This is a genomic window from Donghicola tyrosinivorans, from assembly GCF_003003355.1.
Taxonomy (GTDB): Bacteria; Pseudomonadota; Alphaproteobacteria; order Rhodobacterales; family Rhodobacteraceae; genus Donghicola; species Donghicola tyrosinivorans.
In genome coordinates, this window is record NZ_PVTQ01000010.1 from 101,903 (window position 1) to 119,908 (window position 18,006).

Consider the following 18,006-nt stretch of genomic DNA (forward strand, 5'->3'; position numbering starts at 1 on the left):
CGTCGTCAGGTCAGAGGCGCTGCTCGGTGGTGCGGTCAAAGAGGTGCACGTTGGCCGGATCGATCACAAAGCGGACCTCGGAATTCGGGGCGGCTTTGAAGCGATCCTTGACCAGCGCATCCACAAAATCCCCGCCGTGTTTGGCAAAGACCTGCGTTTCCGACCCGGTCGGTTCCACCACGACCACCCGCAGAGGCACGCCGTGATTGCCGATGGCGATATGCTCGGGGCGGATGCCATAGGTGACCTTGTGCCCGTCAGGCAGCGCGGTCTGTGGCAGGGGTAGCAGCAAGCCACTGTCAGAGCGGAACTGGCGCACACCCCCATCGGTCACGATCTGCCCGTGGATAAAGTTCATCGAAGGCGAGCCGATGAAGCCCGCCACAAAGACATTCGCGGGGTTATCATACAAATCCAGCGGCGCACCGATCTGTTCGACCCGCCCATCACGCATTACGACGATCTTGTCAGCCATGGTCATGGCTTCGATCTGGTCGTGGGTCACGTAGACGATGGTGGTGCCAAGGCGCTGGTGCAGTTCCTTGATCTCGACCCGCATGGTGACGCGCAGTTTGGCATCAAGGTTCGACAGAGGCTCATCGAACAGGAACACCTGCGGATCGCGCACGATGGCACGGCCCATGGCGACGCGCTGGCGCTGTCCGCCGGACAGCTCTTTGGGGTAGCGCTTGAGGTACTTGGTCAGGTCCAGAATATCGGCCGCACCGCGCACCTTCTGGTCAATCTCGGACTTGTCACGGCCCGCCATTTTCAGGGGAAAGCCGATGTTGTCGTAGACGGTCTTGTGCGGGTAAAGGGCGTAGCTTTGGAACACCATGGCGATGTCGCGCTCTTTCGGGGGGACGTCATTGACCACCCGATCGCCAATGCTGATCGCGCCGTCGCTGATCTCTTCCAGCCCCGCCAGCATCCGCAGCAACGTGGACTTGCCGCAGCCCGAAGGGCCGACCAGTACCACGAACTCTCCGTCATCAATATCCACGTTGACCCCGTGCATCACCTGCACCGATCCGTAGCGCTTGATCACGTTGTCGATTTTTACCTGAGCCATTTGGGTCGTTCCTTATTGCGGCAGTTCGATCTGCATTTTCACATCAGCCACAGGGGCCGAGGCGGCGATCTCGAAGGCGCGCACAGAGTCGTTGAAGTCGAATTTGCGGGTGATCAGCGGTTTCACGTCGATGGCCCCGCTGGCCAGCATCCCCACGCAGCGGGGGAAGACATGGGCGTAGCGAAAGATGTTCTCGACCCGCGCTTCGCGGACCATTGCGGCGCCCGCGTCATAGGCGATGGGGTCGGCCTGTCCGCCGATAAAGACCACGCAGCCACCGGGGGCCAGAGGCTGGAAGACGCCAGCGGCAGCTTTGGGGGCACCGGTGGCCTCAAACACGATATCCGCGCCCCAGTTTTCAGTGGCGGCCATGACGGTGGCGGTCAGGTCTTGTTTCGTGGCATGGACGGGCGTGATCGCGGGCGAGAGGCTGGCGGCGATCTCAAGCTTTTTGTCGGCCAGATCGGTGACAAAGACCCGCGCACAGCCTGCGGCCAACGCGGACAAAGCTGTGACCAAGCCGATGGGGCCAGCGCCCAAGACCACAGCCACATCGCCCGGTTTGACCCGCGCTTTGGTGGCCGCGTGAACGCCCACGGCCAAGGGTTCCACCATTGCGCCTTCGGCCATGCTGACGCTGTCGGGCAGCTTGAAGGTGAAATCGGCGGGATGCACGCAAGTGGGGCGCAGGACACCGTGAACAGGGGGCGTGGCCCAGAACCGGACGGCGGGGTCGATGTTGTACATCCCCAGACGCGCAGCCTTGGAAGTGGGGTCGGGAATGCCCGGCTCCATACAGACCCGATCACCGATGGCCAGATGGCTGACGGCCGATCCAACCTCAATCACGGTGCCTGCGGCCTCATGGCCAAGGATCATGGGTTCGGTGACCTCAAAGGGGCCAACCTTGCCGTGGGTATAGTAATGCACGTCCGATCCGCAGATGCCGACCGTATGCAGCTTGATCCGCACATCACGGGGGCCAAGGGTTTCTTCGGCCTTAGAGATTTCGGGGAAATCGCGCAATGACAGCTCCATCTTGCGCTCCATGACCAATGATTTCATGAAATCAGCCTTTCGTAATGATCAGCACGGCCAAGGCCAGCGCGATTGCGTTTGAAATCCAGATGCTCAGGCCCAAGGGTTCGACAAAGCGGAACCAGAACAGCGAAAGCGCGACCCAGATCACCACCGAGATGAACAGGCGGTCGAACCAGTTGGTCTCGATCGGCAGGAAGCCGACCTTGGGCGAGGACACCGCAGGGGTGTCCTCTTCTTCGTGGTGAGCCGAGGCGAGGGGCGAGTTGTCAGGGTTGCTCATGAGGATCAGCCTTTCACTGCGCCAAAGGTCAGGCCCGCGACGATGTGCTTTTGCACAAGGCCAAAGACGATCAGGGCGGGGATCAGGGTAAAGACAGAGATGGTTGCCATGATGCCCCACTCGGTCCCTGTGGTGGTGACGTATTCCGAGAGACCCGTGGTCAGGGTGCGGGCGTTAAAGTTCGTCAGGGTCGCTGCCAGCAGGTATTCGTTCCATGCAAACACCCACGTCAGGATCAACGTCACCGCAAGGCCGGGGCGACAGAGGGGAAAGACGATCTCGGTGATGACTTTCCAGCTGGAGGCACCGTCCACATAGGCGGCCTCGTCCAGTTCTTTGGGGATACCGTCCAACGTCGGGCGCAGGGTCCAGATCGCGAAGGGCAGGTTGAAGGTACAATAGACCAAAATCATGCCGATCCGCGTGTCCAGCAGACGGAAATCACCGACCGCGTAGACTTGGGTCATCAGCAGGAACAGGGGCAGCAGGAACACCGCAGGGGGGGCCATCCGGTTGGTGATGGTCCAGAAGAACAGGCTTTCCTTACCGGCCATTTTGAACCGCGACAGGGCATAGCAGGCAAAGAACCCCAGTGTTGTACACAGCAGTGCGTTGCCGGTGGAAATCACCAGAGAGTTCACCATGTAGCTGCGCAGCAGGCGGTCGCCCCATACCTTGGCGTAGTTGCCCCAATATGGGTCCGACAGGATCACATCAGGGGTCGAGAACAGCTGCACCGCCGGTTTCACCGAGATGACAAACAGCCAGTAGATCGGGAACAGGGTCAGAAAGCTGACAAGGCTCCAGAAGACGATGGCAATGATCGGATTGTTCTTTTTCATCGCGCTCAGTCCTTCTTGTTACGGGGGGCCAGCATGGTGACATAGAGCAGCCAGCACGCGACGATGGTGAGGTAGAGAACGATGACCGAGATCGTCGATCCGTAGCCGTAGTTCGTCTTGGGGAAGACCTCTTTGAAGATGTGCACGCCCACGAAGCGGGTGGCTGATCCGGGCCCGCCGCCCGTTAGCATCCAGACCTCATCCACGGTGCGCAGGGCGTCCATCAGGCGGATAAAGACGGTGGCCACAACGGCGGGCGCGATCATCGGCACAGTGATGTGAAAGAAAATCTGGCGTTTGTTGGCACCATCAATCTGGGCTTGCTCGAACGGGTCAGGGGGCAGCGACACCAGCGCGGCGATCAGGGTCAGCGTGACCAACGGGGTCCAGTGCCAGATGTCCATGATGATGATGGTGGCAAAGGCCGCCACGGGCGAGGTGCCGATGTTGATGCTGATCCCGAACCATGCGTTCAGATAGTGCGGGATGATCCCGATGGAGGGCGTCATCATCAGCTTCCAGACCGAGCCTACGATGATCGGGGCCATGATCAGGGGCAGGGTGTGGATGGTCCGGAAAATCGCCTTGCCGGGGAATTCCTTCATGAACGCCTGTGCCAGCACATAGCCCACGACAAGTTCGGAAATCACCGCGAACAGCACGAAGATGACCGTCACACTGACCGAATTCAGGAACTCGGCATCGAAGACGATTTTGCGAAAGTTATCGGCCCCGTTAAAGATCATGGTGGGGTCGGCGGCGAACGGGTTCCATTGGTGGAACGACACGTAGACCACGTAAATAAAGGGCAGAACGCCGAAGAAGAACAGAATGACCAGCGTCGGCGCCAGCAAGATCCATCCCAGTCTGTTGGATTGCATCGTCATGCTCCCTGTAATGTTCGATGCGCGAAATCACTCCGGCGGCATGGGGGTTGCGCCGGAAGGATGACCGTCACCCTTTGCGGGTGACGGTCTTTGTTCAGCGATTGGGAGGATCGCTTACTTGCGGTAGCCCAGTTCAGTCAGCGTGGCCTCGGTGGTCTCGGCCATCTGGTCCAGACCATCGCTGACGCTGATGTCACCGGTGAGGATGCTGTAGAACGTCGGCGCAATCGCTTCACGCAGCTGCGCGTGGAACGGATAGGCCGGTGCCCCTGCAAAGAGGTAGCCCTTGTCCCGCAGCATGTCGTAGTAGCCGCCAAGTTCGGTGTTCATTTCCTGAACTTTGGGATCGTCATAGGTGGCGGTGTTGGTCACGCGGGGCGCGGCCACGGCCCAATCGGGCTGCACTTCGTTCTGGCCGATGTACTGCAGGAACAGCGCCGCCGCCTCTTTGTTCTTCGAGGTCGAGGGCATGCCGAACGCGCCGCCATCATAGTAGCCGATGTAGCCGTTGCCGCCTTCGACTTCTGCCAGAACGCCGTCAGACAGCGGGGGCAGCGCAACGCCGACCTTGCCGACAACCAGCGACTTTTCGGGGTCCGAGGCGATCCAGCCCGCGTTCTCACCATACACCAGACCCTGCGCCGCACGGCCCGCGCCAAAGGTGGTGCCCACTTCGGTCCAAGTCGACTGGTTCGATTCAGGCGGCGCGTACTGGCGCAGATCCAGCCACCACTGAAGGGCCTCTTTCGCGGTGTCCGAGTTCATCTCGCCGCCATTGGCCACGGTTGCGGCGTAGTTGTTCGAGGCATCAATCCCCCAGTTGTAGATGCCGAAAGTGGGGGCGACGGTTTCGTAGTATTCGTACCACGATGCAGGGTGGCCGGTGTGACCCTGAACGGTCGCGCCCCACAGCTGCATGTTGTTCGCCTGACCGTATTCGTAGAAGAACTTGGCGATCTCGGTGTATTCTTCGTGGGTGGTCGCGGGGGCTAGGTCGCGGCCGGTGGCCTCTTTGAACGCGGCCTGAATGTCGGCGTCACCGAACAGGTCCGTGCGATAGAGGTAGATCTTGATGAAGGCTTCCATCGGGATGCCGTAAAGATGGCCGTTATCGCCTTTGAAGTAGTTGGCGAAGGTGGTGAAGTTCGCCTCATCGTAGGTGGGGGCCTTCAGCGCGGGATTGTCGGCCAACAGCTGGGTGGTATCGGTCAGGAAGTCACGGGCCAGATACGAATAGATGATGTCCTGTTCGATATAGACCATGTCATAGATGCCGGTACCGGCCTCCATATCCTTGATCGCCTTGTCGAACATCTGGTCCCAAGAGGTGGTTTCGATGTCCACGCGGATGCCGGTCAGCTCTTCGAACTGGGGCGCCAGAACTTCGCGGATGTACAGCGACGGCGGCGAGGACTCGGTCACACCGCGCAGGGTGACACCCTCATAGGGTGCAGCGGCTTCTTTCCAGAATGCATCATCCGCATAAGCCATGCCCGCGGCAACGGTCAGGGCAATGGCCGAAGATGCCAGTTTAAAAACGGTTTTCATGAATTTCCTCCCTTGGATGTCGGATGGCTGGCGTAGCTACGATTCGTCTTTGCGTTGAGTCGCCAGCCCGTCCTGCGGCAATGAATGCATTTGTAAATTGATTCATGCAAGTGTTTATTTTTCAAATGTTGCACTTGCCATACAGATGTTTTCCGTGTCATCGTCCCCGTCGATGCAGTAAGCGGCAACGCAACACGCATCTACGGAGGACGACGAAAATGGCACGTGAACCGATCGAGGACAGCGACGTCTTCATCACCGAGGTTTGTTGGCATTACTACGTGAACGAGATGACTCAGGCCGAAGTGGCGCGCCTGATGGATGTCACGCGCTTGCGGGTAAACCAGGCAATCCAGCGGGCACGCAGCCTTGGCATGGTGAAAATCCAGATTGAATCGCCCTTCACCACGCGGATCGAGATGCAAGAGACGCTGAAGCAGGCGCTTGGCATCGATCGCGCCGTGGTCACGCCCGCCAATCGTGATGCCTATGATTACCACCGCCCCACCGGCGCGGCCCTTGCGGCCTTGCTTTTGGAACGGCTGAAGTCCGGCGGATGGTCGTCCTTTGGTGTGTCTTGGGGTCTGACGCTGGATGCGGCGATTGCCCGTTTGCCGAAACAGAACCACCCCGATCTTGAGGTGGTCTCGATCCTTGGTGGGACGGCGCAGGGATCTTCGTTCAATTCTTTCGGGATCGCGTCGGGCTTTGCGGGGGCGCTTGGGGCGCATTATTCCATCCTGACCGCGCCGATCTACCTGTCCGAGGGGCTGGACCGCGATCTGTTCCTGTCCCAATTCGCCCTGCGCGAACATTTCCAGAAATTCGACAATCTGGATGCGGTGCTTCTGACCTGCTCGAACGTGTCCAAGAAATCCTTCCTTGTCAGCCACGGCCTACCGAACGAGCTGTCGCCCCAAAGCCTGATCGAACAAGGGGCGATTGGCGATGTGCTGGGGCAGTTCCTTGATAAGGACGGGAACTCGGTGTCCAAGGCGATAGATGATCGGGCCGTGGGGATGCTGCTGGAGCGTGTCCAGCATGTGCCTGAAAAGATCATGGCCGCCGCCGGTCCCCACAAAGTGGATATCATCCGCGCCGCCTGCAAACGCGGGCTGGTGGATACTTTGGTCACGGACGACGTGACCGCAGAATTATTGATCGCATCAGAATTACCGGACGCACCACCGACCGCCCGTTAGGCGGGTCTTTCGGGAGGAGATTTAAATGAAACGGCTTGGCATTCATTCCTTTGTCTGGACCGGAGGTCAGACGCAGGAAGGCCTTGAAATGGCGTTGGAAAAATCGGCGCAGCATGGCTACCGCTGCATCGAATTCGCCTATCTGCGGCCCGAATTGTTCGATCTGGACCGGCTGGCCCGCAAAAGTCAGGAACTGGACGTGCAGATCGGCGTGACCATGGGCCTGCCACTGGACAAGGATATCTCGTCCACCGACCCAGATGCGGTCGCGGCGGGTAAGGCGATGCTGGCCGATGCGGTGCGGGCCGTGCGCGATGTGGGCGGCGACAAGCTGGGGGGCATCCTTTATTCGGCGCACACCAAGTACAACCGCCAGCCCACCGCCGAGGGGTGGAAGAACTCGGTCCACGCCATCGCCGAAACCGCCCAGATTGCAGAGGCCGCAGGTGTTGATCTGGTGTTGGAACTGGTGAACCGGTTTGAAACCAACCTGCTGAACACCACCGCGCAGGGGCTGAAGTTCATCGAAGAGACCGGAAGTGACCACGTGCGCCTGCACTTGGACACCTTTCACATGCAGATGGAAGAGGCCAATCTTGCCGCCGCGATCCGGCTGGCGGGGGACAAGATCGGCTATTTCCACATCGGCGAATCCAACCGTGGCTATCTGGGCGACGGCACCATTGACTGGGACCCCGTCTTCGACGCGCTGGTCGAGATCGGCTATGCCCGCGATGTGGTTTTTGAAAGCTTTTCAACGGCGATCGTGGATGAGGGCCTGTCGCTGGCCTGCGCGATCTGGCGGGACACGTGGACCGAAAACGATCCACTGGCCGCCCACGCCAAACAGTTCATTGAATTGAAATGGGCCGAGGCAGAACGCCGACGCGCCACCAATACCCGCGCTTAACCTCGGGAAAGACGCTGACATGACAGACCAAGACACCCTAGCGCCCGACGCGCTGGGACCGACCCTTTGCATCGGCGAGATACTGGCCGAGATCGTCGCCACCACCACGGGGAATGGCTTTTTAGAACCGGTGCCAATGATCGGCCCCTACCCCAGCGGGGCGCCTGCGATCTTTATTGATCAGGCCGGACGCATCGGCGGTGCGGCGGCGATGGTCGGGGCTGTGGGGGATGATGACTTTGGCCGCGTGAACATCGCGCGGCTAAAGCGGGACGGTGTGGACGTGAGCGGCATCCACACCGATCCCACCTTGCCTACTGGCACCGCCTTTGTCCGCTATCGCCCTGACGGGGCACGGGATTTCGTGTTCAACATGTGGACCTCGGCGGCGGGAGCCTTGGCGTGGACCGATGCGGTGGATGCTGTCTGCACCCGCGCAGGGCACCTGCATGTGATGGGCACTTTGCTAGGTCATCAGACCATCTGGGAGATGACCGAGCGCGCGGCGACCATGATCAAAGCCCGCGGCGGCACCATCTCTTTGGACCCGAACCTACGCAAAGAGCTGCGCGGCGATCCCCAGACCGGCAGTCGCTTTGCCCAGATGGTCGGGATGGCCGATCTGCTGCTACCATCGGGGGATGAGCTGTATCTGGCTGCCGATCTGCCCCCAGAGGCGGGTGAAGAGGCGGCGCTGGCGCGGCTTTTTGATCTTGGCGTCAAAGAGGTCGCGATCAAGCGCGGCGCGGATGGTGCCACCTGCGCCTTGCCCGATGGCAGCCGCATTCACGGGGCGGCTTTCGCCGTCACGGAACTGGACCCTACAGGGGCGGGCGATTGCTTTGGCGGGGCCTATGTGGCCTGCCGCCGCTTAGGGATGCCTGTGCAGCAGGCGCTGACCTACGCCAACGCCGCCGGTGCGCGGAATGTGACCTTTCGCGGCCCGATGGAAGGGGCCGGTACCCGCACCGAACTGAATGACTTTATCTCAAACACAAAGCGACTAGCCTGATGCCTCTTGCTCTGACCGATCTTGCGCCGCGTTATCACAGCGGCCAGCCTGCTGGCATCACCTCTGTCTGCTCGGCCCATCCGCTGGTGTTACGGGCGGCCCTTCGCCACGGGCGGGACACGGGTGCGACTGTGTTGATTGAGGCGACTTGTAATCAGGTGAACCACCTTGGCGGTTACACGGGCATGACGCCGGTGGATTTCGCCGCGATGGTCTACCGGCTGGCGGATCACGAAGGTTGCCCCCACGATCTGATCCTTCTGGGCGGTGATCATCTGGGACCTAACCCGTGGCGGCATCTGCCCGCCGATCAGGCGATGGCCGAGGCCGTGCAGATGGTCGCTGCCTATGTGGCCGCAGGTTTCGGCAAGATTCACCTTGATGCCTCGATGGGCTGCGAGGGCGAGGCCGAGGCGCTGGATGATGCCGCGACCGCCGCCCGCGCTGCACGTCTGGCCCGCGTGGCTGAGGATACTGCCAAAGCCCTCGATCTGCCGCCGCCCCAATACATTATCGGTACCGAGGTGCCGCCCCCCGGCGGGGCTGATCATGAACTGACCACCGTCGCCCCCACCGCGCCGGATGCAGCCCGCCAGACCTTGGCGGTGCATCAGCGGGTGTTCAGGGAAAACGGTCTGGATCAGGCCCTGACCCGCGTGCTGGGGCTGGTGGTCCAACCGGGGGTCGAGTTTGGCAACAAGAACACCGTCCTTTATCGCCCCGAGGCCGCTAAGGACTTGGTCGCTGTGCTGGCCGACACTCCGCAGGTGATCTTTGAGGCCCATTCCACCGACTACCAAGGCACCACACCTTTGACCCAGTTGGTCCGCGATGGCTTTCCCATTCTCAAGGTCGGGCCAGAGCTGACCTTCGTCCTGCGCGAGGCGCTTTATGCGCTGGACCTGATCGCCAGTGATCTGCTGCCCGATTACGGCGCACGGCCCCTTTTCACCGCGATGGAGGCTCTGATGATCAAGGCCCCCGCCAATTGGGCGCGGCACTATCATGGCTCGGACGCGGAACTGCGGGTGCTGCGCCATTATTCGCTGTCCGACCGCATCCGCTACTACTGGACCACGCCAGAGGCGCAATCGGCGGTGCAAGCCCTGCTGGATGCCTTGCGCGGGCACTCGGTGCCTTTGCCGCTGATGTGGCAGCACCTGCCATCTGCGGCGCGTTTCGCGGGCAAGCCGCTGGACCCTGAAGAGGTGCTGATCTGGCGCGTCACCCAGTCTTTGCAAAGTTATCACGCCGCCTGCACGGGCGCGGCGTCCTAGAAATGGAGGATTTCCGATGACCAAGGATTTCGAAGGTAAACGCATTATCGTCACCGGCGCAGGCAAAGGGATTGGCCGCGCTTGTGTGCAGGAACTGGCGCGCCGCGGGGCAATCCCCATCGCCATCGCCCGTACCCAAAGCGATCTGGACAGCTTGAAGGCTGAAACGGGATGTGAAGTGATCCGCGCCGATCTGGCGGATAACGCCGCCGCTCGCGCAGCAATGGCGCAGGCGGGGCTTTGTGATGGTCTGATCAACTGCGCAGGCACCAACGTTCTGGAATCCGTGCTGGAGATGACCGATGAGGGTTATGAGACCGTCATGGGCATCAACCTGCGGGCTGCGCTGATCTGCGCTCAGGAATTCGCTCGCGCCCGTGTGGCCGCTGGCGGTGGCGGGGTGATCCTCAATGTCACCTCAATCGCGGGCCATCGGGGCTTTCAGAGCCACATGGTCTATGCGGCCTCGAAAGCGGGGCTTGAAGGCGCGACCCGCGTCATGGCCCGTGAACTTGGGCCCCACGGCATTCGCGTGAATGCCGTCGCCCCCACTGTCACCATGACCGAACTGGCCGCCGCCGCGTGGTCTGACCCTGCCGCGAAAGACCCGATGATGGTGCGCCACCCCATCGGCCGCTTTGCCGAGGTCGACGACGTGGCCCGATCGATCCTGATGCTGATGGGGGACGATGCGCCGATGGTTACTGGCGCGGTGCTGCCAATCGATGGCGGCTTTCTGTCTGTCTGATCCCTTTTTACCCGATTTTTGAACGGAGAACTGAAATGGCTGAACGCCTGAACGGTAAAATCGCCGCCATCACCGGTGCGGCCTCTGGTATTGGTCTGGCGACCACCAAAGCGCTGCTGGCCGAAGGGGCCACTGTGGTCATGGTGGACCGCGATGCAGCGGCGCTGGAAAAGCTGATCGCTGAGCTAGGGGACAAGGCCATCGCGCAGATCACCGATCTGCTGGATACGGCCAGTTGCGATGCGATGGTCCCTGAAATTCTGGAGAAGGTGCCACATATCGACATCCTCTACCTGAACGCAGGCACGTATATCGGTGGCGATCTGGACCAGACCGATGCGGCCAGCATCGACCGGATGCTGAACCTGAACGTCAATGCGGTGATGAAGAACACCCTTGCCGTAATCCCCCATATGAAGGGGCGTGGCGTGGGCGATATCTGGGTCACATGCTCGGTCGCGGGGCATAGCGCCATCGCGTGGGAGCCGGTCTATTCCGGCTCGAAATGGGCGATCACCTGCTTTGTGCAGACCATGCGCCGCCAGTTGCGGGAGCATGGTATCCGCGTGGGGCAGGTCTCGCCCGGTCCTGTGATTTCGGCCCTGCTGGCCGATTGGCCGGAAGAGAACCTGCGCAAGGCCAAGGAAAGTGGATCACTGATTGAACCTGATGAGGTCGCCGATGCGGTGGTCTTTGCCCTGACGCGGGGCCGGAACGTGACGATCCGCGATATGGTCGTGCTGCCTACCAATTTCGACATTTGATGATTGGCATTGCCCCTCTGGTGACAGAGGGGCAGTGTGGCGTCAGGCAACCGCAGACATGCGCCGCACGCCAGAATAAGCGTTGAAAAGGATGGCCATCAGCACAATCGCTCCGCCAGCAAAGGTGGCTGTGCTGGCCGTCTCGCCCAAGACCAGCCAGACCCAGAAGGGGGCCAAGAGGACCTCGGTGTTCGACAGCAGCGTTAGTTCCGCCGAGGGGACCACGCGGCTGCCCAAGGCATAAAGGGTCATGCCGCCCGCCATTGTCACTGCGCCCATAAGCAGGCACCACATCAGGTCCGTAGCGGGAATGATCAGCGGTGCCCCTTGGGCCGCCGCCCCATGGGCCCCTGCGGCAACGGCGAAGATCGCGCCAAGGATCACTGCGGGCAGGCTACTTTGTGCCCGTTGCCAGCGCAGGGAAACACTGAAGGCCGCAAACCCCAGCGAGGCCGAAAGCGCCGCGATGTTGCCGGTTAGAGCGCCGCCAGACAGCCCTTCGCTGACCATCACGAAGATTCCCACTAGCGCAAGGGCAATGGCGCCCCAAGTGCGTGGCGCCACGGTCTCGGCCAGCACAATCTTTCCAAGGATCGCCGCCAGAAAGGGCGATGCAGCCAGCAAAAACGCGGCATTCGCCACCGTCGTGGTCTGGAACGCAAGGATCGAGCCGCCCATTGCCACTACCAGACCCACGCCGCCCAGAACGCCCGCCAGTCCCACTGTGCGCAAGGCTTGCCAAGGGGCGCGACGCTGGGACCAAGTGAGATAGGCCAGCAAGACCGGAATCATCGCAGCCGAGCGCCACATGAGAACGGTCCATGTTCCCGCAACCTCGATCTGGCGGATGATCAAGGGTTGGACGGACCACATAAGCCCTGCGGTCAAGACGATGACCATGCCTGTTCCGTAGCGCATGTGATGCCTCCTGTGTCTGTGTGGGTCCATGTAAGGGCTAGGCAAAGGCTCAATCAAACGAATAGAATTGAGGTGATGCTTCAGGAAAATTGAATTATGTCCGAACCGTTAGATTTAACCCTGCTGCGCAGCTTTGTGGCTGTGGTCGAATTGGGCAGCATCCAGCTGGCCGCTGTACGAGTAGGACGCAGCCAGTCTGCGGTGAGCATGCAGATCAAGCGGTTGGAAGAGGACGTGGGCTGCGCCTTGTTCCAGCGCGACGGGCGCAATCTGCGCCTGAATGTGGCTGGCGATGATCTGCTGCTGCACGCCCGCCGCCTGTTGCGCCTGTCTGATGAGGCGTTGGCCAGCCTGCGCCGTCCCGACACCGCCGGTATTGTGCGCTTTGGTCTGCCCGAAGATTACGCCGAGCATCTGGCCCTGCCTGCCATCGCGCGGTTTCAGGAAGAGTTTCCTTTGGCAGAGGTTCAGTTGACCTTCGATTCTTCGCCCGATTTGCTGCGGATGTTGGATCTTGGCCAGATTGATATGGCTTTGGTGACGCGCGCGCCTAACCAGCCCTTTGCCGTCCTGCGGCGCGAGCCCTTTGTTTGGGCGGCGGCCCCTGAACACAGCATCTGGCTGCGCGATCCGATTCCGGTTGGTGTTTTCGAGGCCGGAGATATTGCTCGCCGCGTGGCCTTGGAAGCACTGCAAGCGGTTGACCGGCCCTATCGCGTGGTGGCCACGACCCACAGTGTTCTGGGGTTGGTGGCGATTGCGCAAGCGGGGCTTGGGGTGATCGGGCTGGTAGAAAGCTCGGTTCCGCCTAATCTGGTGCGTCTGACCGAAGAGGATGGCCTGCCACCTATGCCGAGCTTTGATCTGAGCCTGATCCCCGGCCCCGGCGAGCCTGCGCCGGTGGTGCGGCTGTTGCAGGAGTTCCTGTTGCGCGAGTTGCGCAATGACGGGGGCGTGGGCGCTTAGACTTTGATCGTTGTGCCGCTTGGCTGGCCTGAGCGGGGCTCTGCCCCGCACCCCGAGGTATTTATGCCAAGATGAACCTAGCGGGTTTTGGACTTTGGGGGGCGTGGGGGAAAAGAAAAAGGCGACACACAAGGGAGGAGGAGATGTGTGCCGCCTGAATTTTCAAGACACCGTCAGGGAGGAGGAGAGACGCTGTCTACCTCTTAACGATAGCCCGAGACGCATGTTTGTCCAAACGGTTTTTCTGCAATGCAGCAATGCGCGTGCGGCATGGCCGCTTTTTTAGGCATGATGTTCTGGTTGTTGGAGTTATTGACCTTTGCCACGCGTCCAAGGCTCGGCCCCTTGGGTGTCGACGAAGACGCGGTAGACGGATGTGGTGGCGGTGATGAACAGGCGGTGGCCGTCATAGCCGCCAAAGCAGATGTTCGAGACCAGTTCGGGCACCAGAATTTTACCCAAGAGGGCGCCGTCGGGGGCAAAGCAGTGGACGCCATCAGCGGCTGAGGACCAGAGGTTGCCTGCGCGGTCGCAGCGGATCCCGTCGGGCAGGCCATTGTCGATGGTGGCAAAAACGCCTTGGTCGTTGAGGGTGCCTTGGTTGACGGAGAATTTCCGGATCACTGAGGGCACGCTTTCGTCATGGCTGGAGCCGCTTTCGGCGATGTAGAGCGTCTTTTCATCGGGGGAAAAGCACAGGCCGTTCGGTTGGGTGAAATCGCCGACCGCGACGCTGAGGGTGCCTTCCGCTGTCAGGCGATAGACGTTGCGGGCGGTTTGTTCGGGTGTGGCGCGGTAGCCTTCGAAATCCGAGATGATGCCGTAGGTGGGATCGGTGAACCAGATCGTGCCATCGGAGGAGACCACCACATCATTGGGCGAGTTCAGGGGCTTGTCTTCAAAGCTGTCCGCTAGCACGGTTAGCGATCCATCATGTTCGGTACGCACCACATCGCGGGCGCCGTGGCGGCAGCCGATCAGACGTCCTTGTCGGTCCCGTGTGTTGCCGTTGTTGAAGCCGGACTCGCCTCGGTAAAGGGTGACGCCCGTGGATTGGGACCACATCATGATCCGCCGTGAGGGGATGTCCGAGAAGAGCAGCGCGTCGCGATCACCGAACCAGACGGGGCCTTCGGTCCATGTAAAGCCGGTGGCGATGCGTTCCAGCTGCGACATGGGGTGGGTGAGGGCGCGGAAGCGGTCGTCGTGAACTTCGAGGTGGGGGGGAAGTGTGATCATTGGCGGCTTCTCCGGGTGCTGGCTGCGATGACGATGGCGATGATGATGGTGCCGGTCAGGACGCTTTTGATGCCGGCGCCTGCGCCGTAGCTGTTCAGCATCGAGACTACGAGGAACATGAAAAGCGCGGCGCCTATGACGCCGGGCACGTTTGAGTTGCCCCCTGCGATGGACGAGCCTCCGATCACGACGACGGCGATGGACATCAAGAGGTACTCGGCCCCCATATTCAGGGCGGCGCCCCCCGAAAAGCTGGCCAGAAGGTAGCCCGCCAGCGCGGCGAAGACGGCGACTGACAGGTAGGTTGCGGCGCGCACGGCTTGCACGGGTATGCCTGCCAGACGTGCGGCCCGTGCGTTTTGCCCCGAGGCCAGCAGCCAGCGTCCCCAGATGGTCCGTTCAAGCAGCAGCCAGACAAGGATGGCAAGGCCAAGGGCGATCCATGCAAGGTTCGGTACGCCAATAAACCGGCCGGTCGAGAAATCTGCCAGCCCTTCGGGGGGTTTGATCCGCAGCCCTCGGTTCGACCAGATGGCCAGCGATTGATAGATCAGGGATGCGGCCAGCGTGGCGATGATCGGCGGCAGGCGCAGCAGCCAGATCAGCACGAAATTGGCGCAGCCCATGGCCAGACCGGTGGCCAGCGCCACGGCAAGGCCCAGAAAGGCGGTGCCGTCTGTGGTCCCCATAGCCTTCAGTGCCAGCGTTCCGGCCAGCGTCATGCAGGCGGGGATCGAGAGGTCTACGTTGCCCGGCCCCAGAGTGATCACCAACATTTGCCCCAGCCCGACGATGGCGGCAAAGGCGCCGAATGAGAGCGCCGCATAGGCCAGCTCTCCGGCACCGCGGCCGGAGGTCAGAAGGACCGTGGCGGCGAATGCCAGAGCGGCGGCGGTCCACGCCCAAACCCAAGGTTTCATGGTCATGTTGCGGCCCCTTTGCGCGAAAACAGCAGGCGGGCGGTCAGCACAAGGATCAGGATCGCCCCTTGTGCGCCGATCTGCCAGTCCGGTGACAGCCTGAGAAACGACAGGAACGAGGCGGCCAGTGTCAGGGTCAGCGCTCCGATCACCGCGCCCGTGGGTGAGACCTTGCCGCCCGTGAACTCGCCCCCGCCAAGGATCACGCCTGCGATGGACAGCAGCGTATAGCGCAGGGCGATATTGGCATCGGCGGAGGTGGTCAGCCCCACCAGCGCCATACCGGCGAGAACTCCGAAAAGGCCCGACAGCCCGTAGGCGGTGGCTTTTAGCGCGGTGACGTTCCAACCTGCCCGCGCGATGGATCGGGTGTTGCCGCCAAGACCGCGCAGCACTGTGCCCAGTTTGGACCGGATCACCAGCAAGTGGGTCAGGGCGGCGATGATGATCGCGGCCAGCACGGCCATAGGGATGAAGGGCGGTTTGATCGTCATCAGCGTGCGGATCCACGCGGGCGAGGCCCCGCCAGGGGTGGGCAGCAGGAACAGCGCCAGTCCGCCCCAGACAAAGGACATCCCCAAGGTGACCACGATGGCGGGTAATTCCAGCATATGGATGACCGCGCCCATGGCTGCATAGGTCAGGATCAGCGCCATCAGCACCAGCACCCCAATCAGCGGGGCATCGTTCAGCCATGTGGCCGTGACACAGGCGACAAGGCTGACGAAAGCCCCAAGCGACAAATCAATGTCGTTCACCATGATGATGATCATCTGCGCGATGGTCGCCAGCGCGATGGGGACCGCCAGATTGAACAGCAGGTTCAGGCCGAAATAGCTCATGGCGCGGGGCTGCATCCAGAAGGTCAGGCACAGCAGCACGGCCAATGAGATAACAGGCAGCAGAATGCGATAGCGGGCCAGCATCAAGAGGCCTCCATCATCTCGAACGAGGCTTCAAGGATGCGGTCTTCGGTGATCTGATCGCCGGTCAGTTCGGCACTGATCTGGCTGTCACGGAAGACAAAGACACGGTCGCATTGGCAGACCTCTTCGGTCTCGGTCGAGTACCACAGGAAGGTGCGGCCCTTGGCGGCCTCGGCGCGGATGATGGCGTAGACATCCTGTTTGGTGCCCACATCCACCCCGCGCATGGGATCATCCATGACGATGATTTCAGCGTCCGAGGCCAAAGCGCGGGCGAACAGCACCTTTTGCTGGTTGCCGCCCGACAGAGATAGGATCGGGTTGGTCAGGTCATTGGTGCGGATGCCGATGCGCTGTTTCCATTCCTCGGCCAGACTGCGTTCGGCGGCGGTATTTACAAAGCCGCCCTTCCCATCGCGCCCCAGTACAGAGATCGAGATATTGCGCAGGATCGACCATAGGGGCAGCACCCCGTCACGAGGCCGGTCGCCGGCCACAAAGACTGCCCGTGCGCCGCGGCCTGCCCGCCAGTCGGATGTTTGCGCCAGATAAAGCCGCGCTAGGGCGGCGGCTTGGCCGTGTCCGGCCAGACCGGACAGCCCGACCACCTCGCCGCGGCGGGCCTCTAGCCCTTCAGCGCGGATGACAACTTCTCCGTGGGCGATGCGGGTGATGGTGGATTGCGTGCCCTCGGCTGCCACATGACCCATGGCATCCACTAAGCCTTGGCGGCTGAAGTCTTGAGCGGGCCGGTCGGCCACGACCTTGCCGTCCTTCAAAACTACGATGCGCGAGGCCACAGCGAAGACCTCTCCCAACATATGCGAGATAAAGATCACCGCGCCGCCCGCCGCGCAGAAGGCGCGGACATGGGACAAGAGCTGGCGGGCGATGCCTTCGTCCAGTGACGATGTGGGCTCGTCCAGAATGACCAGTTTGGCGCTGCCTCCGCGCGGGGCAAAGCCGATGGCGATCTCGACCATTTGTCGCTCGGCGATGGTTAGTTGGTCCACCTCGGCGTCGGGATCAATGTCGTGATCGGGAAAGACCGTATCAAGGCTGGCCAGTATCTCGGCGCGGGCAGGGCGGCGCCAGCCCCGTCCTTTCAAGCCGGAATGGGCGATAGACAGGTTCTCGGCCACGGTGAGGTTCGGGCAGAGGGACAGTTCCTGAAAGACCGACCGTACGCCTTCGGGTCCGCCGGGAAAGGTCACTTCGCCCGATGAAGGGGCAAAGCTACCGTTCACCAGATTGACCAGCGTCGATTTGCCGGCGCCGTTGTGGCCCACAAGGCCCAGACATTCGCCCGGGGCCACCGACAGCGATACGCCGTTCAGCGCTTTTACGGGGCCAAAATGTTTCGCCGCGTCGCGCAAAGCTACGACGGCGGTCCGTTCCAAGTCTGTCATGTCGTCTCCGAAAGGCGATGGCGGCCATAGATGCTCTGCCCCCAA

General features: G+C 61.4%; 18 protein-coding genes. 7 read left to right on the plus strand and 11 right to left on the minus strand.

Going from position 1 to position 18,006, the window contains the following annotated elements; genetic code table 11:
- Positions 1-10 precede the first annotated feature (10 nt).
- The 6 genes from CLV74_RS14430 to CLV74_RS14455 form a co-directional block, all read right to left on the minus strand.
- A complete protein-coding gene (locus CLV74_RS14430) occupies positions 11-1,072 on the minus strand; it encodes an ABC transporter ATP-binding protein (protein ID WP_106266064.1) in 1,062 nt (353 codons plus the stop codon).
- 12 nt (positions 1,073-1,084) lie between these two features.
- A complete protein-coding gene (locus tag CLV74_RS14435; RefSeq protein WP_106266066.1) occupies positions 1,085-2,137 on the minus strand; it encodes an NAD(P)-dependent alcohol dehydrogenase in 1,053 nt (350 codons plus the stop codon).
- Positions 2,138-2,141: 4 nt separating this feature from the next.
- Positions 2,142-2,393, minus strand: coding sequence for a DUF2160 family membrane protein (locus tag CLV74_RS14440; protein ID WP_211299058.1), 252 nt, complete (start codon positions 2,391-2,393; stop codon positions 2,142-2,144).
- 5 nt (positions 2,394-2,398) lie between these two features.
- Positions 2,399-3,235, minus strand: coding sequence for a carbohydrate ABC transporter permease (locus CLV74_RS14445; protein WP_106266069.1), 837 nt, complete (start codon positions 3,233-3,235; stop codon positions 2,399-2,401).
- Positions 3,236-3,240: 5 nt separating this feature from the next.
- A complete protein-coding gene (locus tag CLV74_RS14450; RefSeq protein WP_106266071.1) occupies positions 3,241-4,116 on the minus strand; it encodes a carbohydrate ABC transporter permease in 876 nt (291 codons plus the stop codon).
- Positions 4,117-4,236: 120 nt separating this feature from the next.
- Positions 4,237-5,670 (minus strand): ABC transporter substrate-binding protein, encoded by a 1,434-nt coding sequence (locus CLV74_RS14455; protein WP_106266073.1) that lies wholly within the window; start codon positions 5,668-5,670, stop codon positions 4,237-4,239.
- A gap of 218 nt (positions 5,671-5,888) precedes the next feature.
- On the opposite strand from CLV74_RS14455, the gene CLV74_RS14460 reads away from it, so the two are divergent.
- From CLV74_RS14460 to CLV74_RS14485, 6 genes are read left to right on the plus strand one after another with little or no spacing between them, the layout of a single operon-like run.
- Entirely contained in the window at positions 5,889-6,872 is a 984-nt protein-coding gene (locus CLV74_RS14460; RefSeq protein ID WP_106266076.1) for a sugar-binding transcriptional regulator, read from the plus strand.
- Positions 6,873-6,897: 25 nt separating this feature from the next.
- Positions 6,898-7,782 (plus strand): sugar phosphate isomerase/epimerase family protein, encoded by an 885-nt coding sequence (locus tag CLV74_RS14465; protein ID WP_106266078.1) that lies wholly within the window; start codon positions 6,898-6,900, stop codon positions 7,780-7,782.
- 19 nt (positions 7,783-7,801) lie between these two features.
- Complete coding sequence (locus CLV74_RS14470) at positions 7,802-8,794, plus strand: tagatose kinase (protein ID WP_106266080.1); 993 nt, start codon at positions 7,802-7,804, stop codon at positions 8,792-8,794.
- The gene (locus CLV74_RS14475) at positions 8,794-10,071 is read left to right on the plus strand and encodes a D-tagatose-bisphosphate aldolase, class II, non-catalytic subunit (protein ID WP_106266082.1); all 1,278 of its coding nucleotides are present in this window, start codon (positions 8,794-8,796) and stop codon (positions 10,069-10,071) included. Before CLV74_RS14470 ends, CLV74_RS14475 begins: the two co-directional genes overlap by 1 nt.
- A 16-nt stretch (positions 10,072-10,087) precedes the next feature.
- Positions 10,088-10,819, plus strand: coding sequence for an SDR family oxidoreductase (locus tag CLV74_RS14480; RefSeq protein ID WP_106266084.1), 732 nt, complete (start codon positions 10,088-10,090; stop codon positions 10,817-10,819).
- A 35-nt stretch (positions 10,820-10,854) separates the two neighbouring features.
- Entirely contained in the window at positions 10,855-11,583 is a 729-nt protein-coding gene (locus CLV74_RS14485) for an SDR family oxidoreductase (RefSeq protein WP_106266086.1), read from the plus strand.
- 42 nt (positions 11,584-11,625) lie between these two features.
- On the opposite strand, the gene CLV74_RS14490 is transcribed toward CLV74_RS14485, so the two are convergent.
- A complete protein-coding gene (locus CLV74_RS14490) occupies positions 11,626-12,501 on the minus strand; it encodes a DMT family transporter (RefSeq protein ID WP_106266088.1) in 876 nt (291 codons plus the stop codon).
- Between the two features lie 96 nt (positions 12,502-12,597).
- Here CLV74_RS14490 and CLV74_RS14495 point away from each other — a divergent pair, with 96 nt between their 5' ends.
- A complete protein-coding gene (locus CLV74_RS14495; RefSeq protein WP_106266091.1) occupies positions 12,598-13,467 on the plus strand; it encodes a LysR substrate-binding domain-containing protein in 870 nt (289 codons plus the stop codon).
- Between the two features lie 309 nt (positions 13,468-13,776).
- On the opposite strand, the gene CLV74_RS14500 is transcribed toward CLV74_RS14495, so the two are convergent.
- From CLV74_RS14500 to CLV74_RS14515, 4 genes are read right to left on the minus strand one after another with little or no spacing between them, the layout of a single operon-like run.
- On the minus strand, positions 13,777-14,706 hold the full coding sequence (locus CLV74_RS14500) for an SMP-30/gluconolactonase/LRE family protein (RefSeq protein WP_106266093.1): 930 nt from the start codon (positions 14,704-14,706) through the stop codon (positions 13,777-13,779).
- The gene (locus CLV74_RS14505) at positions 14,703-15,632 is read right to left on the minus strand and encodes an ABC transporter permease (protein WP_106266096.1); all 930 of its coding nucleotides are present in this window, start codon (positions 15,630-15,632) and stop codon (positions 14,703-14,705) included. Before CLV74_RS14505 ends, CLV74_RS14500 begins: the two co-directional genes overlap by 4 nt.
- On the minus strand, positions 15,629-16,552 hold the full coding sequence (locus CLV74_RS14510) for an ABC transporter permease (protein WP_106266098.1): 924 nt from the start codon (positions 16,550-16,552) through the stop codon (positions 15,629-15,631). The genes CLV74_RS14505 and CLV74_RS14510 overlap by 4 nt, the downstream gene beginning before the upstream one ends.
- Entirely contained in the window at positions 16,552-17,961 is a 1,410-nt protein-coding gene (locus tag CLV74_RS14515) for a sugar ABC transporter ATP-binding protein (protein WP_106266101.1), read from the minus strand. Before CLV74_RS14515 ends, CLV74_RS14510 begins: the two co-directional genes overlap by 1 nt.
- Positions 17,962-18,006: the final 45 nt, after the last annotated feature.

Excerpts from the sequence above, each read along its gene's own strand:
- CLV74_RS14505 (WP_106266096.1), bottom strand. The coding sequence starts at position 15,632 with ATGACCATGAAACCTTGGGTTTGGGCGTGGACCGCCGCCGCTCTGGCA.
- CLV74_RS14450 (WP_106266071.1), bottom strand. The coding sequence starts at position 4,116 with ATGCAATCCAACAGACTGGGATGGATCTTGCTGGCGCCGACGCTGGTC.
- CLV74_RS14470 (WP_106266080.1), top strand. The coding sequence starts at position 7,802 with ATGACAGACCAAGACACCCTAGCGCCCGACGCGCTGGGACCGACCCTT.
- CLV74_RS14495 (WP_106266091.1), top strand. The coding sequence starts at position 12,598 with ATGTCCGAACCGTTAGATTTAACCCTGCTGCGCAGCTTTGTGGCTGTG.
- CLV74_RS14485 (WP_106266086.1), top strand. The coding sequence starts at position 10,855 with ATGGCTGAACGCCTGAACGGTAAAATCGCCGCCATCACCGGTGCGGCC.
- CLV74_RS14515 (WP_106266101.1), bottom strand. The coding sequence starts at position 17,961 with ATGACAGACTTGGAACGGACCGCCGTCGTAGCTTTGCGCGACGCGGCG.
- CLV74_RS14490 (WP_106266088.1), bottom strand. The coding sequence starts at position 12,501 with ATGCGCTACGGAACAGGCATGGTCATCGTCTTGACCGCAGGGCTTATG.
- CLV74_RS14500 (WP_106266093.1), bottom strand. The coding sequence starts at position 14,706 with ATGATCACACTTCCCCCCCACCTCGAAGTTCACGACGACCGCTTCCGC.
- CLV74_RS14435 (WP_106266066.1), bottom strand. The coding sequence starts at position 2,137 with ATGAAATCATTGGTCATGGAGCGCAAGATGGAGCTGTCATTGCGCGAT.
- CLV74_RS14465 (WP_106266078.1), top strand. The coding sequence starts at position 6,898 with ATGAAACGGCTTGGCATTCATTCCTTTGTCTGGACCGGAGGTCAGACG.
- CLV74_RS14455 (WP_106266073.1), bottom strand. The coding sequence starts at position 5,670 with ATGAAAACCGTTTTTAAACTGGCATCTTCGGCCATTGCCCTGACCGTT.
- CLV74_RS14510 (WP_106266098.1), bottom strand. The coding sequence starts at position 16,552 with ATGCTGGCCCGCTATCGCATTCTGCTGCCTGTTATCTCATTGGCCGTG.
- CLV74_RS14480 (WP_106266084.1), top strand. The coding sequence starts at position 10,088 with ATGACCAAGGATTTCGAAGGTAAACGCATTATCGTCACCGGCGCAGGC.
- CLV74_RS14430 (WP_106266064.1), bottom strand. The coding sequence starts at position 1,072 with ATGGCTCAGGTAAAAATCGACAACGTGATCAAGCGCTACGGATCGGTG.
- CLV74_RS14445 (WP_106266069.1), bottom strand. The coding sequence starts at position 3,235 with ATGAAAAAGAACAATCCGATCATTGCCATCGTCTTCTGGAGCCTTGTC.
- CLV74_RS14440 (WP_211299058.1), bottom strand. The coding sequence starts at position 2,393 with ATGAGCAACCCTGACAACTCGCCCCTCGCCTCGGCTCACCACGAAGAA.
- CLV74_RS14460 (WP_106266076.1), top strand. The coding sequence starts at position 5,889 with ATGGCACGTGAACCGATCGAGGACAGCGACGTCTTCATCACCGAGGTT.
- CLV74_RS14475 (WP_106266082.1), top strand. The coding sequence starts at position 8,794 with ATGCCTCTTGCTCTGACCGATCTTGCGCCGCGTTATCACAGCGGCCAG.